The organism is Dyadobacter sediminis, assembly GCF_005860765.1.
GTDB lineage: Bacteria > Bacteroidota > Bacteroidia > Cytophagales > Spirosomataceae > Dyadobacter > Dyadobacter sediminis.
On the sequence record NZ_VCEI01000021.1, the window covers coordinates 786873 to 806094 of the forward strand.

16 protein-coding genes are annotated in these 19222 nt (G+C 45.8%); 15 read left to right on the top strand and 1 reads right to left on the bottom strand.

The features are described from left to right. The first annotated feature begins 11 nt into the window (after nucleotides 1-11). The 15 genes from FEM55_RS10550 to FEM55_RS10620 all read left to right on the top strand — a co-directional run bounded on the left by FEM55_RS10550 (nucleotide 12) and on the right by FEM55_RS10620 (nucleotide 18217). Complete coding sequence (locus tag FEM55_RS10550) at nucleotides 12-725, top strand: nucleotidyltransferase family protein (protein ID WP_138281285.1); 714 nt, start codon at nucleotides 12-14, stop codon at nucleotides 723-725. Nucleotides 726-796: 71 nt separating this feature from the next. Beyond that, the gene (locus tag FEM55_RS10555) at nucleotides 797-1666 is read left to right on the top strand and encodes a hypothetical protein (protein WP_138281286.1); all 870 of its coding nucleotides are present in this window, start codon (nucleotides 797-799) and stop codon (nucleotides 1664-1666) included. After that, nucleotides 1666-2643: a CDP-alcohol phosphatidyltransferase family protein gene (locus FEM55_RS10560; RefSeq protein ID WP_138281287.1), complete on the top strand. Its 978-nt coding sequence runs from the start codon at nucleotides 1666-1668 to the stop codon at nucleotides 2641-2643. Before FEM55_RS10555 ends, FEM55_RS10560 begins: the two co-directional genes overlap by 1 nt. Beyond that, a complete protein-coding gene (locus FEM55_RS10565) occupies nucleotides 2624-3703 on the top strand; it encodes a lysylphosphatidylglycerol synthase transmembrane domain-containing protein (protein ID WP_138281288.1) in 1080 nt (359 codons plus the stop codon). The genes FEM55_RS10560 and FEM55_RS10565 overlap by 20 nt, the downstream gene beginning before the upstream one ends. Nucleotides 3704-3747: 44 nt before the next feature. Further along, entirely contained in the window at nucleotides 3748-4461 is a 714-nt protein-coding gene (locus FEM55_RS10570; RefSeq protein ID WP_138281289.1) for an HAD family hydrolase, read from the top strand. A 49-nt stretch (nucleotides 4462-4510) separates the two neighbouring features. Next, a complete protein-coding gene (locus FEM55_RS10575) occupies nucleotides 4511-5419 on the top strand; it encodes a PfkB family carbohydrate kinase (RefSeq protein ID WP_138281290.1) in 909 nt (302 codons plus the stop codon). 8 nt (nucleotides 5420-5427) lie between these two features. Next, nucleotides 5428-6006: a DUF4833 domain-containing protein gene (locus FEM55_RS10580; protein ID WP_229209192.1), complete on the top strand. Its 579-nt coding sequence runs from the start codon at nucleotides 5428-5430 to the stop codon at nucleotides 6004-6006. A 78-nt stretch (nucleotides 6007-6084) separates the two neighbouring features. After that, on the top strand, nucleotides 6085-6834 hold the full coding sequence (cmoA, locus tag FEM55_RS10585) for a carboxy-S-adenosyl-L-methionine synthase CmoA (RefSeq protein ID WP_138281291.1): 750 nt from the start codon (nucleotides 6085-6087) through the stop codon (nucleotides 6832-6834). Next, nucleotides 6831-7559 carry a methyltransferase family protein gene (locus FEM55_RS10590; protein WP_138281292.1) on the top strand — a complete coding sequence of 243 codons (729 nt, stop codon included), beginning with the start codon at nucleotides 6831-6833 and terminating at the stop codon, nucleotides 7557-7559. Before cmoA ends, FEM55_RS10590 begins: the two co-directional genes overlap by 4 nt. 203 nt (nucleotides 7560-7762) lie before the next feature. Then, nucleotides 7763-9049, top strand: a complete 1287-nt coding sequence (locus FEM55_RS10595; RefSeq protein WP_138281293.1) for an NAD(P)/FAD-dependent oxidoreductase — start codon at nucleotides 7763-7765, stop codon at nucleotides 9047-9049. 149 nt (nucleotides 9050-9198) lie between these two features. Continuing rightward, the gene (locus FEM55_RS10600) at nucleotides 9199-11607 is read left to right on the top strand and encodes a GAF domain-containing protein (RefSeq protein ID WP_138281294.1); all 2409 of its coding nucleotides are present in this window, start codon (nucleotides 9199-9201) and stop codon (nucleotides 11605-11607) included. A 28-nt stretch (nucleotides 11608-11635) separates the two neighbouring features. Next, complete coding sequence (locus tag FEM55_RS10605) at nucleotides 11636-12859, top strand: Pycsar system effector family protein (RefSeq protein ID WP_138281295.1); 1224 nt, start codon at nucleotides 11636-11638, stop codon at nucleotides 12857-12859. Between the two features lie 118 nt (nucleotides 12860-12977). After that, nucleotides 12978-13751 (top strand): SdiA-regulated domain-containing protein, encoded by a 774-nt coding sequence (locus FEM55_RS10610; protein WP_229209193.1) that lies wholly within the window; start codon nucleotides 12978-12980, stop codon nucleotides 13749-13751. A 41-nt stretch (nucleotides 13752-13792) separates the two neighbouring features. Beyond that, on the top strand, nucleotides 13793-17581 hold the full coding sequence (locus FEM55_RS10615) for a metallophosphoesterase (protein WP_138281296.1): 3789 nt from the start codon (nucleotides 13793-13795) through the stop codon (nucleotides 17579-17581). 72 nt (nucleotides 17582-17653) lie between these two features. After that, the gene (locus FEM55_RS10620; RefSeq protein ID WP_138281297.1) at nucleotides 17654-18217 is read left to right on the top strand and encodes a hypothetical protein; all 564 of its coding nucleotides are present in this window, start codon (nucleotides 17654-17656) and stop codon (nucleotides 18215-18217) included. A gap of 77 nt (nucleotides 18218-18294) precedes the next feature. Here FEM55_RS10620 and FEM55_RS10625 read toward each other — a convergent pair whose 3' ends face one another. Continuing rightward, nucleotides 18295-19188 (bottom strand): YsnF/AvaK domain-containing protein, encoded by an 894-nt coding sequence (locus FEM55_RS10625; RefSeq protein ID WP_138281298.1) that lies wholly within the window; start codon nucleotides 19186-19188, stop codon nucleotides 18295-18297. Nucleotides 19189-19222 lie beyond the last annotated feature (34 nt).

A 19222-nucleotide genomic window follows, 5' to 3' on the forward strand; every position in this document is an offset into this window, starting at 1 on the left:
ACACCAGTTATATGAATTATGCAATTATAGCAGCCGGCGAAGGTTCGCGCCTGGCGAAGGAAGGGTTCAAGCTTCCGAAGCCCATGGTCAGCCTTTACGGAGAAATGCTTATAGATCGTCTGATCGGAATTTTTATGCGTAACAACGCGCAGCGGATCAAGATCATCATCAATGAAGAATCGGAAAGCCTTGAAAAACATCTGACCGAGTTAAGCCGTACGTTTCCGATTGATATCATTAAAAAATCAACGCCGAGTTCACTGCACAGTGTTTACGAGCTGTTGAAATCCGATCCGGAACTGGATTCCGTTTGCCTTACAACAACGGATACCGTTTTCAAGGAAGAGGAATTCAGCGAATTCATTGACTATTTTCAGGAAAACAGCAGCATAGACGGCTTGATGGCAGTTACTTCTTTCATTGATGATGAAAGTCCGTTGTATGTAAGCGTAAATTCGCAAAATGGAATTACTGCATTTACCGATCAGAATGTGACGCAAACCTCATTTGTGTCCGGCGGAATCTACTGTCTGAAAAAAAATGCCATTGCCGTTGTGGACAAAGCGGTGAAAAATGGTACAAGCAGAATGCGGAATTTTCAGCGGCAATTGCTGGAAAACGGCATCAGACTGGAAGCCTATCCGTTCTCGAAAATCGTGGATGTGGATCATGTCAGCGACATTCGTACGGCGGAGCTTTTTTTAAGTCCTGAAAATGCCTACTGAATATAATACAGACACCAATTAACCAAATTACCCTTTAAATGACCGGCGGCTTTTACCGGTCAGCAGCGTACATGAATGAATTAGAAATACTTGGCGTGCACCGTAACCGGAAGTTTTCGCCGAATCATATAGGAAATGACGATGCCATTTTTTCTCTGACAGCCCAGGAACTTGTTAAAATGGGATGCGGAATCAGCATTTGTTCCGAAGATGAACTGCTGGGAATGAATGAAGTCACGCAGCAGAAAATATTTACAATGGCCCGTCAAAAAGAAGTTGTAAGGAAACTGCAGGAATTTGAAAAAAACGGAACGCAGGTTATCAATTCGGCATTCGGCATTGAAAACTGTTACCGCACCAATCTGACCAATGCGCTGAACCTGAACAACATTCCGGTTGCAGAAAGTTACATTGTTCCGACTTCTTACAGCGACAACGATGTTTTTGATAAAATAGACAGCAAAGGGTACTGGATCAAGCGCGGAGATTTTCATGCAATCCATAAAGAGGACGTTTCCTTTGCAAATACACGAGATGAAGCCAAGGAAATCTTGCGCGAGTATGCACTGCGGGATATTCCCGATGCAGTTATTTCCGGACATCTGATCGGCGATCTGGTGAAATTTTACGGCGTGCGCGGTACCGATTTTTTCTTCTGGTTTTATCCTTACGATAACAATCATCACAAGTACGCTGATTACCAAAGCATCAACGGAAATTCTGTTTATCATGCGTTCGATGCGGAGAATTTAAAAAATGTAGCGACCGTCGCAGCGGAAGTGGTTGGAATAGCTATTTATGGAGGAGATGCCATTGTCGGCAAAGACGGAAGTTTCCGGATTATTGACCTCAACGACTGGCCGAGTTTTGCACCCTGCCGGGATCAGGCCGCCGGCCATATCGCACGCATGCTTTACAATCAATTTACCAACCAGAATTAATGGAGACAACTACTTCAGGCAAAAGCGGAAAAAAAGAGGAGGCAGTCAAATCCGGTTCAGCTTTCGAAAATTCACTCAAGTCCAGCGATACCGAAGAACAGATCGATATCTGGTTTTACCGTCCAATCGGTTACCAGATTGCATTATTTTGTGCAAAAGTAGGCATCAGGCCCAATCCGGTTACGATCGTCAGCATTTTCTTCGGGGTTGCCGCCGGAATACTTTTCTATTATCAGGAACTCTGGATCAATGTAATCGGCATGCTGCTGCTGGTATTTGCCAATTCGCTCGACAGCGCCGACGGGCAGCTTGCCCGCATGACGAACGACAAAAGCCGGCTCGGCCGGATTCTAGACGGTGCCGCGGGTGATTTCTGGTTTATTGCCATTCACATTGCCATTTGCCTCCGCAGCCAGAATGAAGGCTGGAGTGCATGGATATGGGTTCCGGGCGTACTCGCCGGCGCTTCGCACGTGGTGCAGTCGGCCATGGCGGATTATTACCGCAATGTGCATTTGTTCTTTATCAAAGGAACTTCCGGAAGCGAGCTGGACAGTTCACGGGACTTGCAGCAGGAATACGACCGCCTGAGCTGGTCTTCCGATTTCGGAATGAAATTCATTGCCAGAACGTATCTGAACTATACGAAACTGCAGGAAAGCTTTTCACCGCAGCTTCAGAAACTGCTTGCGCTTGTACGGGACAAATACCGCAACGGCCTTCCGAATGAACTTGTCGTTGATTTCCGTGCGCACAACAAGCCGTTGATGAAATATACGAACATTGTCCAGTTCAATACGCGGGTTTTGTTTCTGTTTCTATGGCTTTTTCTGGATCAGTCATGGATTTATTTCTTTTTTGACATGTTTGTCCTGAACCCGATCCTGATTTATATGATCGTCAATCAGGAAAAAGTAAGCCGCTATTTTTACAAGAAAATCCTGAACGGAAAGACGAATGGGTACCAAACTGTATAAAGCTGTTTTTCTGTTCATAGGAATTGTTTCGCTGAGCTATATGATTTATAGCACCGGAATGCTTGTAATCTGGGAAAATATCCAGCGTACCGGATTGTGGTTTATTCCAGTAATCGGAAGCTGGCTGCTGATTTATCTGCTGAATGCCTTTGCGTTCCGTGCCATTATCCGCGAGCCGGCCATGCCCGAAAGCAATATTTCCTTTCGTTCAGTTTTGCGGCTTACGATTTCGGGCTATGCTATCAATTACATTACGCCGTTTGTAGCACTGGGCGGAGAGCCGTACCGGATTCTGGAACTGAAGCCCGCGCTTGGCATTCAGAAAGCAACGTCTTCCGTGCTGTTGTACGGCCTGATGCACATGTTTTCGCATGTTATTTTCTGGCTTGCTTCCATTATCCTCATCGTGGCCGTCGTGCCGCTGAACAATATGATGCTTGCCGGCTGCGGACTTTTACTTGTTACGGGGCTGGTTCTTGGTTACTGGTTTATCAATGTGTATAAAAAAGGCTTTACCGTAAGTACTTTTCGCTTGCTGGAAAAAATTCCTTTTATCCGAAAAAAAGCGAATGCCTTTGCGCAGAAAAATGCTGAAAACTTGTTTGAGGTGGACGAACAGATCCGCATTTTATACGCCGAACGGAGAAATGTATTTTACGCTTCGCTGTTTTACGAGTTTGCAGCCCGGCTGATTTCCTGTGCGGAAATCTATTTTACAGCGCATGCGATCGGCTTGGAAATGACTTTGTCGCAATCATTGATCGTGAGTTCGGGTTCGTCGCTGTTTGCCAATCTGGTTTTCTTTTTTCCGATGCAGCTGGGAACACGCGAAGGCGGACTGGCACTTGCGCTGAGCAGCGTAGGCCTTCTGGCTTCCAAAGGAATTTTTATCGGAATCGTCATGCGCATCCGTGAAATTGTATGGATCGCCATCGGACTTGCGCTTATTAACCGCAAGGTCAAAAACAGGAACCCGAACAGTGACAAGGATAATGATGATAAAAACATGGAGCCTGTTCCGGTCGGGGCGGTGAACACATTCAGAAAGCAGAATTTATAAAAAACAGTATCCGCTAGAACGGGTATGATTGAAAACAAACAATTATGATTAAAGGAATTTTACTTGATTACGGCGGAACAATTGATACAAACGGCCTGCATTGGGCGAATGTATTGTGGGAAAGTTATCAGCAGAATCAGGTAAATGTGGACAGAGACGCATTTGCAAGTGCCTATACATTTGGTGAAAGGGCACTGGCACTGAATCCGATCATCAAACCGCATCATGTTTTTTACGATGTATTGTTCCTGAAAGTGGAGCAGCAGTTTGCTTTTTTGAAGGAAAAAGGCTTTTCCATGAATGATGAAGCCATCCAAGCCATTGCGAGTGCCTGCAATCATTTTGCACGCACAACAGTAGAAAAAGCAGCGCCGGTTCTGGCGGAACTGGCAAATGATTATCCGCTGGTAATGGTTTCCAATTTTTACGGCAATATCAACAGCGTTTTGAAGGATTTTGGAATCAGAGAATATTTTCAGTCCGTTGTGGAATCGGCGGTTGTGGGTGTACGCAAGCCCGATCCGCAGATTTATCAGCTTGGCGTTGATGCACTGGGCTTTGATCCTGCAGCATGCGCTGTTGTGGGCGATTCGTACAGCAAAGACATTCTGCCGGCTAAAAAGCTGGGCTGCAGAAGTGTCTGGATAAACGTGAAAGGCTGGGATGAAGCCACGGATCACGAACAGAAGCATGCAGATGCAGAGATTTCCGATTTTGCACAATTGCCGGAAACCCTGAAAAATTTAGGTTCATTGTAAACTTTGTTGTGGCACGATTAATGCCGCAATGGAAATTAAAAGAAACAGTATGTACGACATTTGCACCATAGGGCATATTACCCTGGATAAGGTTGTTACGGCGAATTCCGTCAAATACATGCCGGGCGGCACTTCCTTTTACTTTTCAAAAGCACTCAGGCAGTTTGATGTAAATTATACGCTGGTAACTGCACTGGCAGAAAAGGAAAGTCACATTGTCGCCGGCCTGCGCGAGGAAAATATTGAAGTATTTTCTCTGGATAGCGAATACACGGTTTATTTCGAAAACATTTACAGCTTTAATCAGGATCACCGCGAGCAGAATGTACTGCACAAAGCGGCGCCTTTCACGCCTGAACTGATGCCGGCCATTGATGCGAAAATTTTCCATCTCGGGCCGTTGCTTTCCGACGATATTTCTGCCGATCTGGTTAAACAGCTGGCTGCAAAAGGGCTGGTTTCACTGGATATTCAGGGTTTTCTGCGCTATGTAAAAGATCAAAAGGTTCTGTATAAAGACTGGGCCGAAAAGAAAGAAGTACTTCCGCATGTGTTCACGCTGAAAGCCAATGAATTTGAAATGGAAGTCGTGACCGGCACGAGCGATGTCCGCAAAGGTGCGCAGTATCTGGCCGATCTGGGTGTGAAAGAGGTGATTATTACGCTTGGCAGCAAAGGTTCGCTGATTTACAAGGACCATGCATTTTTCCAGATTCCGGCCTATAAACCTGCGGCAATCGTAGATGCAACGGGCTGCGGAGATACGTACATGGCCGGTTATTTAAGTAAAAAAGTGCAGGGCGCGGATGTTCAGGAAGCGGGCGAGTTCGGTGCAGCCATGGCGACGCTGAAAATCCAGTCGTCGGGACCGTTTTCCGGCGATCCGGAAATGGTGGAAGAAGTCCTTCGTTCCGGCGAATGCGACAGGGAAATGATTGCGCAAGCAATGTTATTATAACAATTTTAATGATGATGAAATACGTGTTTAGCATACTGACGGCATTTTGCCTGGTGCTGTTTTCGTATTCAGAAAGCCATTCCACTGATAGGAAATCAACTGAGAAATCCGTTGATTCCGATGACTTTCCGGTACCAACCAATGTTCCCGGACTGCTGTTTTATATTCAGCGTGACCCGAATTCCAATACCATTTGCTACCAGCTGAATGTGGACAAGCAGGGGCGGATCAGTGAAAAAAATCCGGTCAATACATTCTGGATCCGTTATACGGACGGAGGCGTGCGCAAAGACCTGAATTACCTTCAGAGAAAATTTGCATACGGTATCAATTCCAAACAGACCGGAAATTCCTCTTTTGAACTCAGGTCTGTAGCTTACTCCAAAATGCCGCTGTACCTTCGGAAAGACAGTAAAGACGAATATCATGTTTATGCCAGCATCAACAAAAGGGAATGCATCCTGAACAGGGTTTTCATTCATATAGACGGTGGCACGTTCTGGTCGCCGAACGTACTTTACATCGAACTGAAAGGAACGGATACTGCCACGGGAAAGACAATAATTCAGCGTATTAAACCAACCTGAAACGGGTAAATAATTTATATTTGATGTTTTTTAAATAGTTGTTGATAATAGCATCAAATTCTTACCTAAACTGATAACATGACAAATTCGCCGGATTTTGAGCAGGACGAAGTCTTTAAGGATGAAATTACAAAAGTTTCGGATTTCAAGTTCGGAACAACCGTAGTGAAGGTTTTTGACGACATGGTCAGCAGATCGGTTCCGTACTATAATGAAATGCAGCGCATGGTGGGGGAAATAGCTGCTGATCACGTGAAGGAAGGTTCCTGCCTGTACGATCTCGGCTGCTCTACAGGTACAACAATGATCGAAGTGGACAAGCTGATTCCTTCCGACATCCGCTTTATAGGCATTGACGAGTCACCTGAAATGCTTGCGAAATGCGATGTCAAGTTAAAAGAAGCAGATTTTGTCCGTCCGTACGATCTGGTTACAGGTGATCTGCATGAGCCGCTCCCGATCCAGAATGCGTCCGTGGTGATTCTGTGCCTTACGCTTCAGTTTGTCCGCCCGCTTTACCGCGAAAGGCTGCTCCGGAATATTTACGCCGGCCTGAACCCGGGCGGTGTTCTGATTCTGGTGGAGAAAGTACTTGCGGAAAGCACCGTTTTCAACCGCGATTTTATTAAATATTATTACAATTACAAGCGTCGCAATCATTACAGCGAAATGGAAATTTCCCAGAAAAGAGAAGCACTGGAAAACGTTCTGATCCCGTACAAGCTTTCTGAAAACCTGCTTCTGCTGAAAGAAGCCGGCTTCGGGGATTGTGAAATCTTCTTCAAATGGTATAATTTCTCCGGATTAATAGCTTATAAAAAATCATGATCGCCATCGGTAATTTCTTTTTCAGGTTCAGGAATGTATTGTTTATTTTCCTGTATCTGCTGCTTTTTATACCTTCACCCATGTTGTTTACACCGGAAGCCTTTGGTGAAAAATATTATTTGTTACCGATCATCCTTGGACTGCTTGTTACATTTTCCGGTGAACTGATCCGCGGAATCACCATTGGCCTTGCTTACATTATCCGGGGCGGAAAGGACAAAAAGGTTTATGCGGAAAAACTGGTCACCGAAGGCATTTTCAGGCATTGCCGCAATCCGTTGTATGTCGGGAACATTCTGATGCTGCTGGGTGTGGGCATTCTTTCCAATTCCCTTATATACGTTGCCGTAGTGATGCCTTTGTTTCTTTTTATCTACCAGGCGATTGTGCTTGCAGAAGAAAACTTTCTGCGCAACAAGTTCGGTGCGCAGTTCGACAGTTACTGTGCGCGTGTGAACAGATGGCTGATCAATTTCAACGGGATCGGTGCAACGTTTAATGGTATGAGGTTCAATTACAAACGCTGGCTGCTCAAAGAATACAACACGCTGTTCGTATGGATGACGGGCATCATTGCCATTCTGTTGTTTAAATATCCCCAGCTGGTTCCGGATGAGGAAAACCGGATGAAAACATTTGTCATTATCGTGCTGGTTCTGGGCGCCGTTTACGGATACATCAAGTACCTGAAGAAATCAGGAAGAATGACAGATGCCGTTGCCTGACCTTTTGACAGGTGTTTGTTGGTATCATTTTTTTAAAGGTTAATCTGGTTGCGTTCTTGTAATGGCAATGTCATTTTGCATCTTAATAATAATTTAACAAGTGTTATTTTGACAGGTTACAAAAGGCTCATATTTTAGTTAACCTACTGAATATTAATGTATTCGCAGAATAACCCTTCTTAATAAATAAAATCTGTAACGTTATGAAAGTTGTAATCGTTGGTGGAGGATTTGCCGGTGTAAATCTTGCCCTGGATCTTGCTAAAAGTAATAAGTTCGAGATCGTACTGGTGGATAAAAACAATTACAATTTTTTTCCGCCATTGATATATCAGGTTGCGACGGCTTATCTGGAACCTTCAAGCATCAGCTACCCGTTCCGGAAATTGCTCCGCGGCAGGGGAAATGTTTATTTCCGCATGGGCGAGCTTCTCAAAGTAGTACCAAACGAGAACAAAATCATTCTGAATAACGGAGAACTGCAGTACGACTTTCTGGTTTTTGCAACCGGAGCAGAAACAAACTTCTTTGGCATGGAAAACGTAAAGCGGAATTCCACACCGATGAAAACCCTTGACGATGCCCTGGAAATGCGTAACAGAATGCTTCTCCAGATGGAAAAAGCATCCGTTTCTGAAGATCCGGCAGAAGTAAAGAAACTGCTGACCGTGGTAATTGCAGGCGGAGGGCCCACCGGTGTGGAAATATCCGGCATGTTCGCAGAAATGCGTAATGGCATCCTGCGCAAGGAATATCCGGAACTTGCCGGAAGAGGAAGCGAAATTTACCTTGTGGACGGTGGCGATGCCCTGCTTTCTCCGATGAGCGTAAAATCTCAGGAAGATACCTTGCAGGCGCTCAGAAAACTGGGTGTCAAGATTAAGCTGAATACGCACGTTACCGACTTCGTGGATGACAAGGTTGTTTTTACAGATGGCGAAAGTATCGAAGCCAAAACGCTGATCTGGGCTGCCGGCGTTACCGGAAAGGTGTTTGAAGGAATTCCGCCGGAGGCGTATGGCCGCGGCAGAAGAATGCTTGTGGATGCCCATAACAGAATTGCAGGTTCCTATAATATCTATGCGATCGGTGATGCCTGTCTTCAGACTACGGACGAAAACTTTCCGAACGGCCATCCGCAGGTAGCGCAGGTTGCCATACAACAGGGAAAACTGCTTGCAAGGAATTTGCAGCTTATTGCGGAAAACAAGCCGCTTCATTCGTTTGCTTATCACGACAAAGGATCAATGGCCATTATCGGCAGGGCCAAAGCGGTTGTGGATCTTCCTTCGCCCAAGCTGCATTTCAAAGGAGTAATTGCGTGGCTTGCATGGTTGTTTATTCACCTTCTTTCTCTGATAAACCATCGTAACCGGATCAATACGCTGTATAACTGGATGGTTGCCTACTTTACTAAAGACCAGTCATTGCGGATGATTATCAAGCCCACTATGACCATGAAAAAGGCGGAAGCTGTCCAGAATTCCTAGACCGGCGGAAGGATGTCATTTGTCATGAATTAAAATGCGCTGTCCGGAGTCGGAGGACAGGCGGAAAAAACAGCTGTACTTCATTATTCAAACCTTGAAACGATCCGGGATTTTTCCGGAGGAATAGATCGTACCTAATATTTTACCAAATGGAACTCATTACTGTTGATGTGACACAAAACACACCGTACGGGCTCCAGAAAATTGATTCCTCGGTTTCATTCCGAAGCTTTATTTCTTTTCTTGAAAGCAAAGCTGATCAGGAAGAAACTGTAAAAAGAACCTTTTTCTCACTTGTACTGGAACGGCTTAAGGCAGAGCCGGGGTTTAACAGGCAGATTCCGCTGACAGAAGTAGCTGCGTATAAAGATCAGTTAAGTCTTGTATACGGCATGCTTGTGCCTCCGGTTGCCGATGAAAATAATGTTTACTGGGCACTGAGCATGCCGCTTGGCCCGGTGGTTTTTTATGGTACGGCCGGATTTTACAATCTGATAACCGACCAGAACCATACCGGCAATCTCCGATGTGATCTGATTGATGACAACAGAGACGTTTACCGGCATAAAATGCAGATGCTCTATACCTTCATTCTGGAAAGACTTTACCATTTTCCGCCGATTCATCACAGCGATATGATCATCACGCTTAAAGATGACCATTCCGGCCTGCAGAAATTTTACCGCCTGAACGTTGACAACCGTTTTTGTGATGTATACCCGAAAGAAGCGCTGCCCGAGCTGAACCTGAAGGAAATGCGTCAGGATCTGATGGAATCGTTTAATCTGGATGTCATAACCAGACTTTTACCAGTCGATTTGTTCCGGTTCGAAGGATTTTCCATTGTTACCATGACGGATGTGACGGGCGAGCATGCGCTGGAACACATTAAAAGCACTATTCTGGAAAGACAGTCGTACGAGCCGGCTGCTTACTTCAGGAATATCAATGAGTCGCTGAAAATGTTGGTTGAAAATGCCCATATCGATTTCGGCATGCTGCCTGTTCTGAAAGTGAACAACAAGCTGGTTTTTGACCGCAATACGCTGCTGTACAGCAAGCTGATGCAGACTTCAACAGAAAGCAGCTCGGCGGAGGAAATGTACCTTTCCATGGCAACGGAGTATTTCCGCGATCCGAAACTATTTTTTATGCGAAATCTGGATACGGAGAATGAACATAAAAAGGAGCTCGTCAAAAAGCTGAGAAATCAGCAAATCGAGTCGTTTGCATTGCTGCCGGTTTATTATGATAACAGGGCCATTGGCGTACTGGAAGTTTATTCCCGCATGGAAAACAGCATTGATGAAAAAGTGCTGGCGCGGCTGGATTCTGCACTGCCGCTGATTTCGCAGATCATGAAAAATTACATTGATGAATTCAATGCAAACATTGAAAATGTAATCCGGGAAAAATTCACTTCTTTACAGCCGGCCGTTCAGTGGCGGTTTAGGGAAACGGCGTGGCATTTTCTGAGAGACAAAGCAGCCAATCCGCAAAATGCAGTTATTGAAAACATCCATTTCAAGAATGTGTACCCGCTTTACGGCGCTATTGACATCCGCAACTCAACCGTTGAAAGAAACCTTGCACTCAAAAAAGATTTACAACTTCAGTTCACCGTATTGACAGAAACTTTTACTGCATTAAAACAAAAACTGGGATTCGGGCTGGCCGATGAAATGACTTATAAATGTAAAAAGTGGTTTTCCGAAATTTATGATCAGACAACGGACAGTGATGAAATGAAAGTGCGTGATTTCCTGGATTTTGAAGCACATCCGTTTTTACAGCATTTCAGGGAAAACGGCATGGCCGAATACAGCCGGGAAAGTGTAAGCCACAACAAGGAAAAATCAGAAATCAAAGAGATTATTGACTGCTACTTCGAAATCACAGACGAGCAGCACGGCGCAGCATTTGCCAACAGAAGGGCACTGGAAACGTCCATGCAGCAGATCAATTCGTCCGTAAACCTTTATCTTGATCTTTTTAAAAGCGAAATACAGCAGTCTTACCCGTGTTATTTTGAAAAGTTCAGGACGGACGGCATTGAATACGATATTTACATTGGCCAGTCCATTAAGCCGGATCAGAAATTCAGCGAACTTTACCTGAAAAATATCCGGCTGTGGCAGCTTACTTCCATGGCAGCCATTACCAAAATCACCAGTCTGCTGATCCCGAAAATGGAAAAACCTCTTGAAACCACGCAGTTGATTTTTATCCATTCAAGCAGCATAGACATCAGTTTCCGGGACGATGAACGCCGATTCGACGTGGAAGGTGCCTACAACATCCGGTATCAGGTGATCAAAAAGCGGATTGACAAAGTCAGGGTCAAAGGAACAGGAGAACGCCTTACACAGCCCGGCAAGATTGCAATGGTGTATTTCAATGAAAAATCCTCGGAAGAATATGCGGGTTACATCCGTTATCTGCAGGAAAAAAATACATTATGCGATGATCTTGAATATCTTGAGCTGGAAGAACTGCAGGGCGTCACAGGTTTGAGAGCACTCCGGATCGGCGTTAACCTGGAGAATGAATGGAGTTGAAATTGTCTACAATATAACTGACCGTTCCATGAATTATAACCATCAGATTGATAAAGTCAGGCACCATGTCCGGCATTTCTTCGAGACCAAAGCTTTATCGCAGTTGAGTTATCATAACCTGGCGCATACGGAAACCGTAGTTTCCAGTGCAGCCAAAATTGCCGGTCACTACCGACTGGATGAAAAGGAAACGTTCATTGTAACTACCGCTGCATGGTTTCATGATACCGGTTACAGCAACGGCGAGGCATCCGGGCACGAGCGAAGAGGCGCACAGCTGGCTGCGGAATATCTGGTAAAAGAAGAAGTGGAGGAAAGCATTGTCAGAGCAGTGGAAGGCTGTATCCTGGCAACGATCTGGCCGCAAAAGCCTGTAAACCTGTTGCAGCAGATTGTCTGCGATGCCGATCTTTACCATTTTGGCACGCCGGAATTTTCGGACTGGAACAAGCTCGTACGCAAAGAAGAAGAGCAACGGAGCGGAAAGAAAATGGATAAGGTGGAATGGCGCCGGAGTACAATCAGGCTGCTGGAAGCGCACCGTTTTCATACGGATTTCTGTCGAGAAAATCTGGACGCGCAGAAACATAAAAATCTGGAAAAACTGAAACAAAAGGATAAAGAAGAAATTCCTGCGGCAGCAGAAAAGCCGGATTTCCTGACTACACAGTTACCTGAACAATTTACTGATGGCGGTGACAGCAAAAAGCCGAAAGGAGACCGGCCTGAAAAGGGAATAGAAACCATGTTCCGGATCAGTTCAAATAACCACCAGCGACTGAGCGATATGGCCGATAACAAAGCGCATATCATGGTGACGACCACTTCCATTATCATTTCCGTACTGCTCAGCGTGCTCGTCCGCAAGCTGGAAGACAATACGTATCTGATCATCCCGACGACACTGCTGCTCACCATCTGCATGATCACGATGGTGTTTTCCATACTGGCTACACGGCCGTCTATTCCGCACGGTACTTTCACGCAGGAAGAGATAGAAGCAAAAAGTGTGAATCTGCTTTTCTTCGGAAACTTTTACAGAATGCCTTTTCAGGAATTTTCCAGCGGCATGCAGCGCATGATGATGGACAGGGAGTTTTTATACGGAAGTCTTACCAAAGATGTGTATTCACAAGGCGTGGTGCTGGGCAGAAAGTATCGTTTGCTGCGGATTGCATACAATGTTTTCATGTTCGGTATAATTGGGTCTGTCATTGCATTTGTAATTGCTTCCACCCTGTTTGAACATTGACGGAATAAGCTGGTCCGCCACAAACTGAAATCAAATGGCAGTACATTATAGAAGGATTATCTGGCTGGCTTTATGCTGCTTTTGCGTAAGCAGCTGCAATTCTGTACAAAAGAAAAAAATGAGCTTGGGGAAATTCGATATGGGCAATCCCGAAAAGTTCAACATGCCCGAAAGTCTGTTCGAGATTTCGGGCATCACGTTTCGGAATGGCAACAGCGATACGGTTTATGCCGTTCAGGACGAAGAAGGGAAGCTGTTCAGGCTGGGCTGGAAAAATAACCGGCAGCTGCATACCAGATTTGCCAGAAAAGGAGATTACGAAGATGTTGCCATTCTGAAAGACCAGGCCGTTATCCTGAAAAGCAACGGCTTTTTGTACACATTGCCTTTGTCCGAAACGGTATTTGAAGAATCGGAACAAACCAGGGAATGGAAAAAGATTTTGCCCAAAGGAGAATACGAAGGCATGTACGCCGACAATGCCACGGACGATCTGTACATACTTTGTAAAAAATGCCCGCAGGATGATTCCAAAGACAGCGTAACCGGATATATTTTTAACCCGTTTAAAGATTCCACAAACGTAAAAACATTTTCCATTCAGGTGGATGAAATCAAAGCCATAACCGGAAAGGTTTCCAGGGGCTTTCGTCCGTCCGGAATAGCAAAGAACCCTGAAACCGGCGATTGGTATATTTTGTCGGCAGTGAATAAACTGCTTGTCGTCACGGATAAAAACTGGAAAGTAAAAGATGCTTTTCCGCTGAACGGCAATGTGTTTATACAGCCAGAAGGCATTGCGTTTGACAAGGCCGGAAACCTGTATATTTCCAATGAAGGCGATGATTTGTCAAACGGCAACATTCTGAAATTCAAGCCTGCTGCACACTGACAGCAATCCGTAAATCTGACAATGATACTCACAATACTCCTATGAGTTTACTTCTTCGAACCGTTATTTTTCTTGTAATTGTGGCCGGGACTTTCTCCTGCGCCAGCTACAAAACCGGTTTTTCCAGAGAAGGTGAAATTTGGCAAAAAGAAGCGCCGGATTCTTCTCTGGAACTGAAACATACGATGTATCTGATCGGCGACGCCGGCAACGATTCACCCGAAAGCAGGGCACCGGTACTGGAATACCTGAAAAATAAACTGGCAACGGAACCTGCAAACAGCTCGGCCATTTTCCTGGGCGATAACATTTACGAATACGGCATGCCGCCTGCCGAAGACTCTGCCGCCCGCAAAGTGGCCGAATTCCGTATCGACAGCCAGCTGGAAACATTGAATGACTTTAAAGGCCGGCCCATTTTCATTCCGGGAAATCACGACTGGCGTGGCTGGGGTGTAAAAGGGTTGAAAAGACAGGAAAAATACGTTCAGAAATACATCAATGAACGTCGTGGCAAAAAGGACAAGGACAACTGGGAAGATTACTTTCTGCCGCTCGACGGCTGCTCCGGCCCCGAAGTGGTGGAACTGAACGACAATGTGGTGGTTATCGTAGCGGATTCGCAGTGGTGGCTTACCAACTGGGACCATGATTCCCGGATCAATGACGGCTGTGAAATCAGGAACAGGGAACAGTTCCGCTTCATATTTGAAAATACAGTCCGCAAGTACCGCAACAAAAACGTGGTTATTGCCATGCATCATCCGCCTTATACGTACGGCCCGCACGGCGGACGCTTCACGATCAAGCAGCATATTTTTCCGCTTACCGAAATCAACCCTAAACTGTACATTCCATTGCCCGGACTCGGAAGCCTGAGTGCATTGTTCCGTGCAACGATCGGGTCAAGGCAGGATATGGCCAACAGGCATTACAAAGATTTGCGGGCCGCGCTGCTGGCAGGAGCAAAGAAAAACGGGGAATTCATTTTTGCGAGCGGCCACGAGCATACACTGCAGTTTATCGAAAATGACGGACAGGAATTCATCGTCAGCGGAAGCGGCTCCAAGACAAGTCCGGTGGGTTTGGGAAAAGGTTCGCTGTTTTCAGCTTCGGCGCTTGGTTATGCCACGCTCAGCTTTTATGAAGGCGGTGAAACATGGGTCAGTTACTGGGAAGTGCAGCCGGACGGCAAAAATGCAAAGCTTGTTTTCCGGAAAAAAATCAAAGAAAGGCAAGTAGCCTCTGTTCGGGATTCAACGGCTACTTATACAGAATATAACCTGCATGCCGACAGCGTAAGCCGTTTCGTATCGAGTATGCAAGTAAAGCCGGTCGGAAAGTTTCATCAATTTTTGTTCGGGAAGCATAATCGTCCGCTTTATCTGCAAAAATACCCGTTTCCCGTTCTGGACTTGAACCGTTACAAAGGCGGATTGACACCCGTAAAACAGGGTGGGGGAAACCAGACCAATTCGCTGCGTTTACGCGGCAGTGACGGGAAGGAATACGCCATGCGCGGACTCACCAAAGATGTCAGCCGTTTTCTTCCGTTTCCGTTTAACCAGATGGTTGCTGCCAAATACCTTGTTGAAGATAACTTTCTTTCCACCAATCCGTTTGCGCCGCTTTCCATGCCTGTACTTGCAGAGGCGGTAAACGTGTATCATACCAACCCAAAACTGTATTATGTTCCGGCGCAGCCTGCGCTTGCCACGTACAATCCGCTTTTTGGCGGAACCATGAATCTGCTGGAAGAAAGGCCGGACGGCAAACGATGGAAACAAGCCGACTTTTTCGGAAATCCCGACAAAATCGTCAGTTCGCCGGAACTGGTCGAAAATCTGCTGGACGACAGCAAGCACAAAGTAGACGAGCAATGGGCGGTACGAACGCGCCTTTTTGACTTTCTGATCGGTGACTGGGACCGGCATGACGATCAATGGGCATGGTCGGCATCAAAACAGAAAGACGGATCGACATTGTACCGGCCCATCCCGCGCGACAGAGATCAGGCTTTCTCCCTTTACGACGGTGCCATTACGGGTGTTGCAAGGCTGACCTTGCCGTTCTTAAGGCAGCTTCAAAGTTTCAGTCCTGAAATACAAAGCATGAAATGGACAACATGGAGCGCACGTTTGTTTGACCGGACTTTCCTGAACAGCCTGAGCTGGGAACAATGGGAAAATGAAGTAAAATTTATTCAGAAAAACCTGACGGATGAAGTCATTGAAAGCTCTTTTGCCGAATGGCCCGGTAAAGCCAGGGAACTGGCTGCACCCGCTTTGATAAACAGTATAAAATCACGTCGTGATCATCTGCTTCAGATTGCAAGAACGCATTATGAATTTGTAAGTGAATCCGTTAATGTCATCGGAACGGAGGAAAAGGAACGTTTTGTAATCGAAAGAATGGACAATAACCGGACAAGCGTAACCGTATCTGAAATCGGGAAAAACAAACAGATCGGACAGCGTAATTTCCAGCGGATATTTGAAAACAGCATTACAAAAACCATTAACATTTATGGAAACGGCGACAATGACGAGTTCATTGTAAAAGGCGATGTGAAAAAAGGAATCAGATTACGGTTGATCGGCGGCCAGGGAAAAGACCTTTTTACAGACAGTGCACGCGTAAGTTCCGGCGGCAAAAAAACGTTTATTTACGACGACAAAGGTAATAATGAAGTGCATGCAGGCGACGTTACGGCAGACAAACGCAGCAATCTTTACAGATACAATGTGTACGACCGCAGAAGTGCAGACAGTAACTATGACATTGCGATTCCCTTTCCCGTTCTCGGTGTCAATCCTGACGACGGACTGCTGATCGGAGCGAATGTAAGCAGGACAAAGTACGGGTTTGAAAAAGAACCTTATGCTTCGGTGCAAAATTTCGGCGGCAGCTATGCATTCGGAACAAAAGGGTTCAAACTGAATTACACCGGCGATTTCATCAATGCCTTGCGGATTTTTGATTTTTACCTGGACACTTACTACCGCGGCCCGACTTACGCTTTCAACTTCGCCGGCTTGGGAAACAATTCGGTGCGGGTGTTTGACAATGCCGATTATTACCGCGTCCGCCAGACAGCATTTCACGTTTATCCCGCATTGAAAAAACGGTTTGCAGGAAACAGCGGATTTATCGCGCTCGGGCCTTACTTTGAACTTTCGGATATTCAGGCGACAGCAAACCGGTTTATAACCAGCAATGAAAATGGATTAGACAACCGGATTTTTGAAACGAAATATTACAGCGGAGCCCGGTTTCTAGCAGATTTCAGCAGCGTGGACAACATTTTTGCGCCGCATACCGGAATCCGTTTTCATGCCGGTATGAACTGGACGAATGATCTGAGAACCCGTAAAAACTTCGGGGCTTTACGCGCACAGCTGGCATTTTACAACAGCCTTGATCCAAAGGAAAATATTGTTCTGGCTACACAAATCGGAACGGGAGTTAATTTCGGAGAAGGCTATGCATTCTTTCAAATGCCTGTTATTGGGGGCAGACAAGGTTTGCGGGGCTATCGTACCGAACGTTTTTACGGCAGAAGCACCGTTTGGCATGATACCGATCTGCGGGTAAAAATTGGCAGCAGTTACAATCCGACACTTCCGCTGACGTACGGCATTTTCGGAAGTTTTGATTACGGCCGCGTATGGCTGCAAGATGATCCTTCCAAAAACTGGCATTATAATTACGGAGGCGGCATATGGCTTGCACCGGTCGATATTCTGACACTTTCGGTAGGCGCATTTATCCCGAAAGAAAAGAATGAAGAGAAGCCGCGCATAGCTTTTCAGCTTGGATTCTGGTTCTGAAACAAACCATTGGTGGCATCATAATTTTAGTAGCCGGGCCAATTGCCATGCTACAAGCTAAACTGAAACAGAATGGATTCTTCTACTTACGCGTATGATTCACACGGCACCGTATCTGCTGTATTTCTAGAAACGGAAAATGCAGACAAAGCATACCATGCACTGATGAAAAGGGGATATTCACGCGATGAAATTTCCCTGCTGATGTCGGATGAAACGCTGAACAAGCATTTCAACCAGTCTGGTTACCATTCGGAACCGGAGGCCAAGCTGGCCGAACAACCTAAAATCAGTCTGGGTACCATGCTTGGAGGAACTGCCGGCGCCATCACCGGAATACTTTATGCACTAACTCTGGGTTCCATTCCCCGGTTAAGAATTGCCTGCCCGTGGTGGATAGCCGGACTGACGGGTGCAGCAGCGGGAGCAATAACCGGCCGAGCAATCGGTAATATCATCTGTTCAAAAGTTGAAAAGGAAAATACAGGCTCGTATGAAGACGGAGTAAAAGAAGGCGGCATTATCATCAGCGTCGATCCCAGAAATATAGCCGACAGAAATGCCATTATCAGTGAATTCAAGCAATTTCATGGCCAGGATATACTTGGAAATGACGGTTATGCACATTTGGACTGAACGATATAAATGAAAACCCGGATGCCGCCTTGCTGCGGCGTCCGGGTTTTTCAAGTTAAAACAGCAGGTTGACAAAATTACATGTTGCCTGAACTACGGCGATCCGTTTCAGTCAGATCCTCAGTCGTTACTTCTGTATGGCGGACAGTATCGCGAATTACTTCTTCTTTTTCCTGTGTGTTGAGATTTACATTTACTTCTTCAACAACCCTTGCTTCTTTGCTTACAACCGGGATTTCGGCACTTTCCGTTACTTCAATTGTTCCTTCCTGGAAATTAGCGAAATCAGCTTCTGTTGCTACCCGGTTTACAGGCGTGCGGTCCACTTCAACGCGTTCCTGCCTTAAGCGAATAGTTTCTTCCACCGGACGCTCGATAATCCTGCTTCTGAACCTTACGCCGCCGGTAGCGACACTGCGTTTGCCGATATGGATTGTTTCTCTGATTACCGGAATGGATTCCGTGTTCAGATCTTCATCACCGGAAATGACCGCATCCGAACTTGTACTCAAATCGGCAACGTCGGACATCAGGGCTGCATTGCGTGTGTTTACTTCTACATCAGCCGGCAAAGTGTTGTTATAATCTGCTGTAATGCTGCTGTCGTAAGCTGTTGTTCCGGAAATTTTGGATTCAAATTCGTTTACATCCACTGCGCCGTAATCATCCAGAATGTTGGAGGCATCCAGCGCCTGCTGCATGTTATTGGTATGCACTGTCATGATGGTACCCGTACGACCGGCCTTGGTGTAACGGTCCGTTTCATCATTCGTATCAAAAAGGCGTGAAAAAAAGTCTCCGATACGGTCAGTTGTATCAGTAACCTGTCCATCTGTACTGCGGTTGTCTTCAGTATCTACGTTATGATTGATATCAATATCATCCGGACTGAACCCGCGGTTTAATAAGGTTTGTTTGGCCTGATAAGCCTCGGTACTGTTCTCGAAAATTCCTATGACTGTCTGTGACATAACTCTGATCGTTAAATAGTTAATATAGTTTATT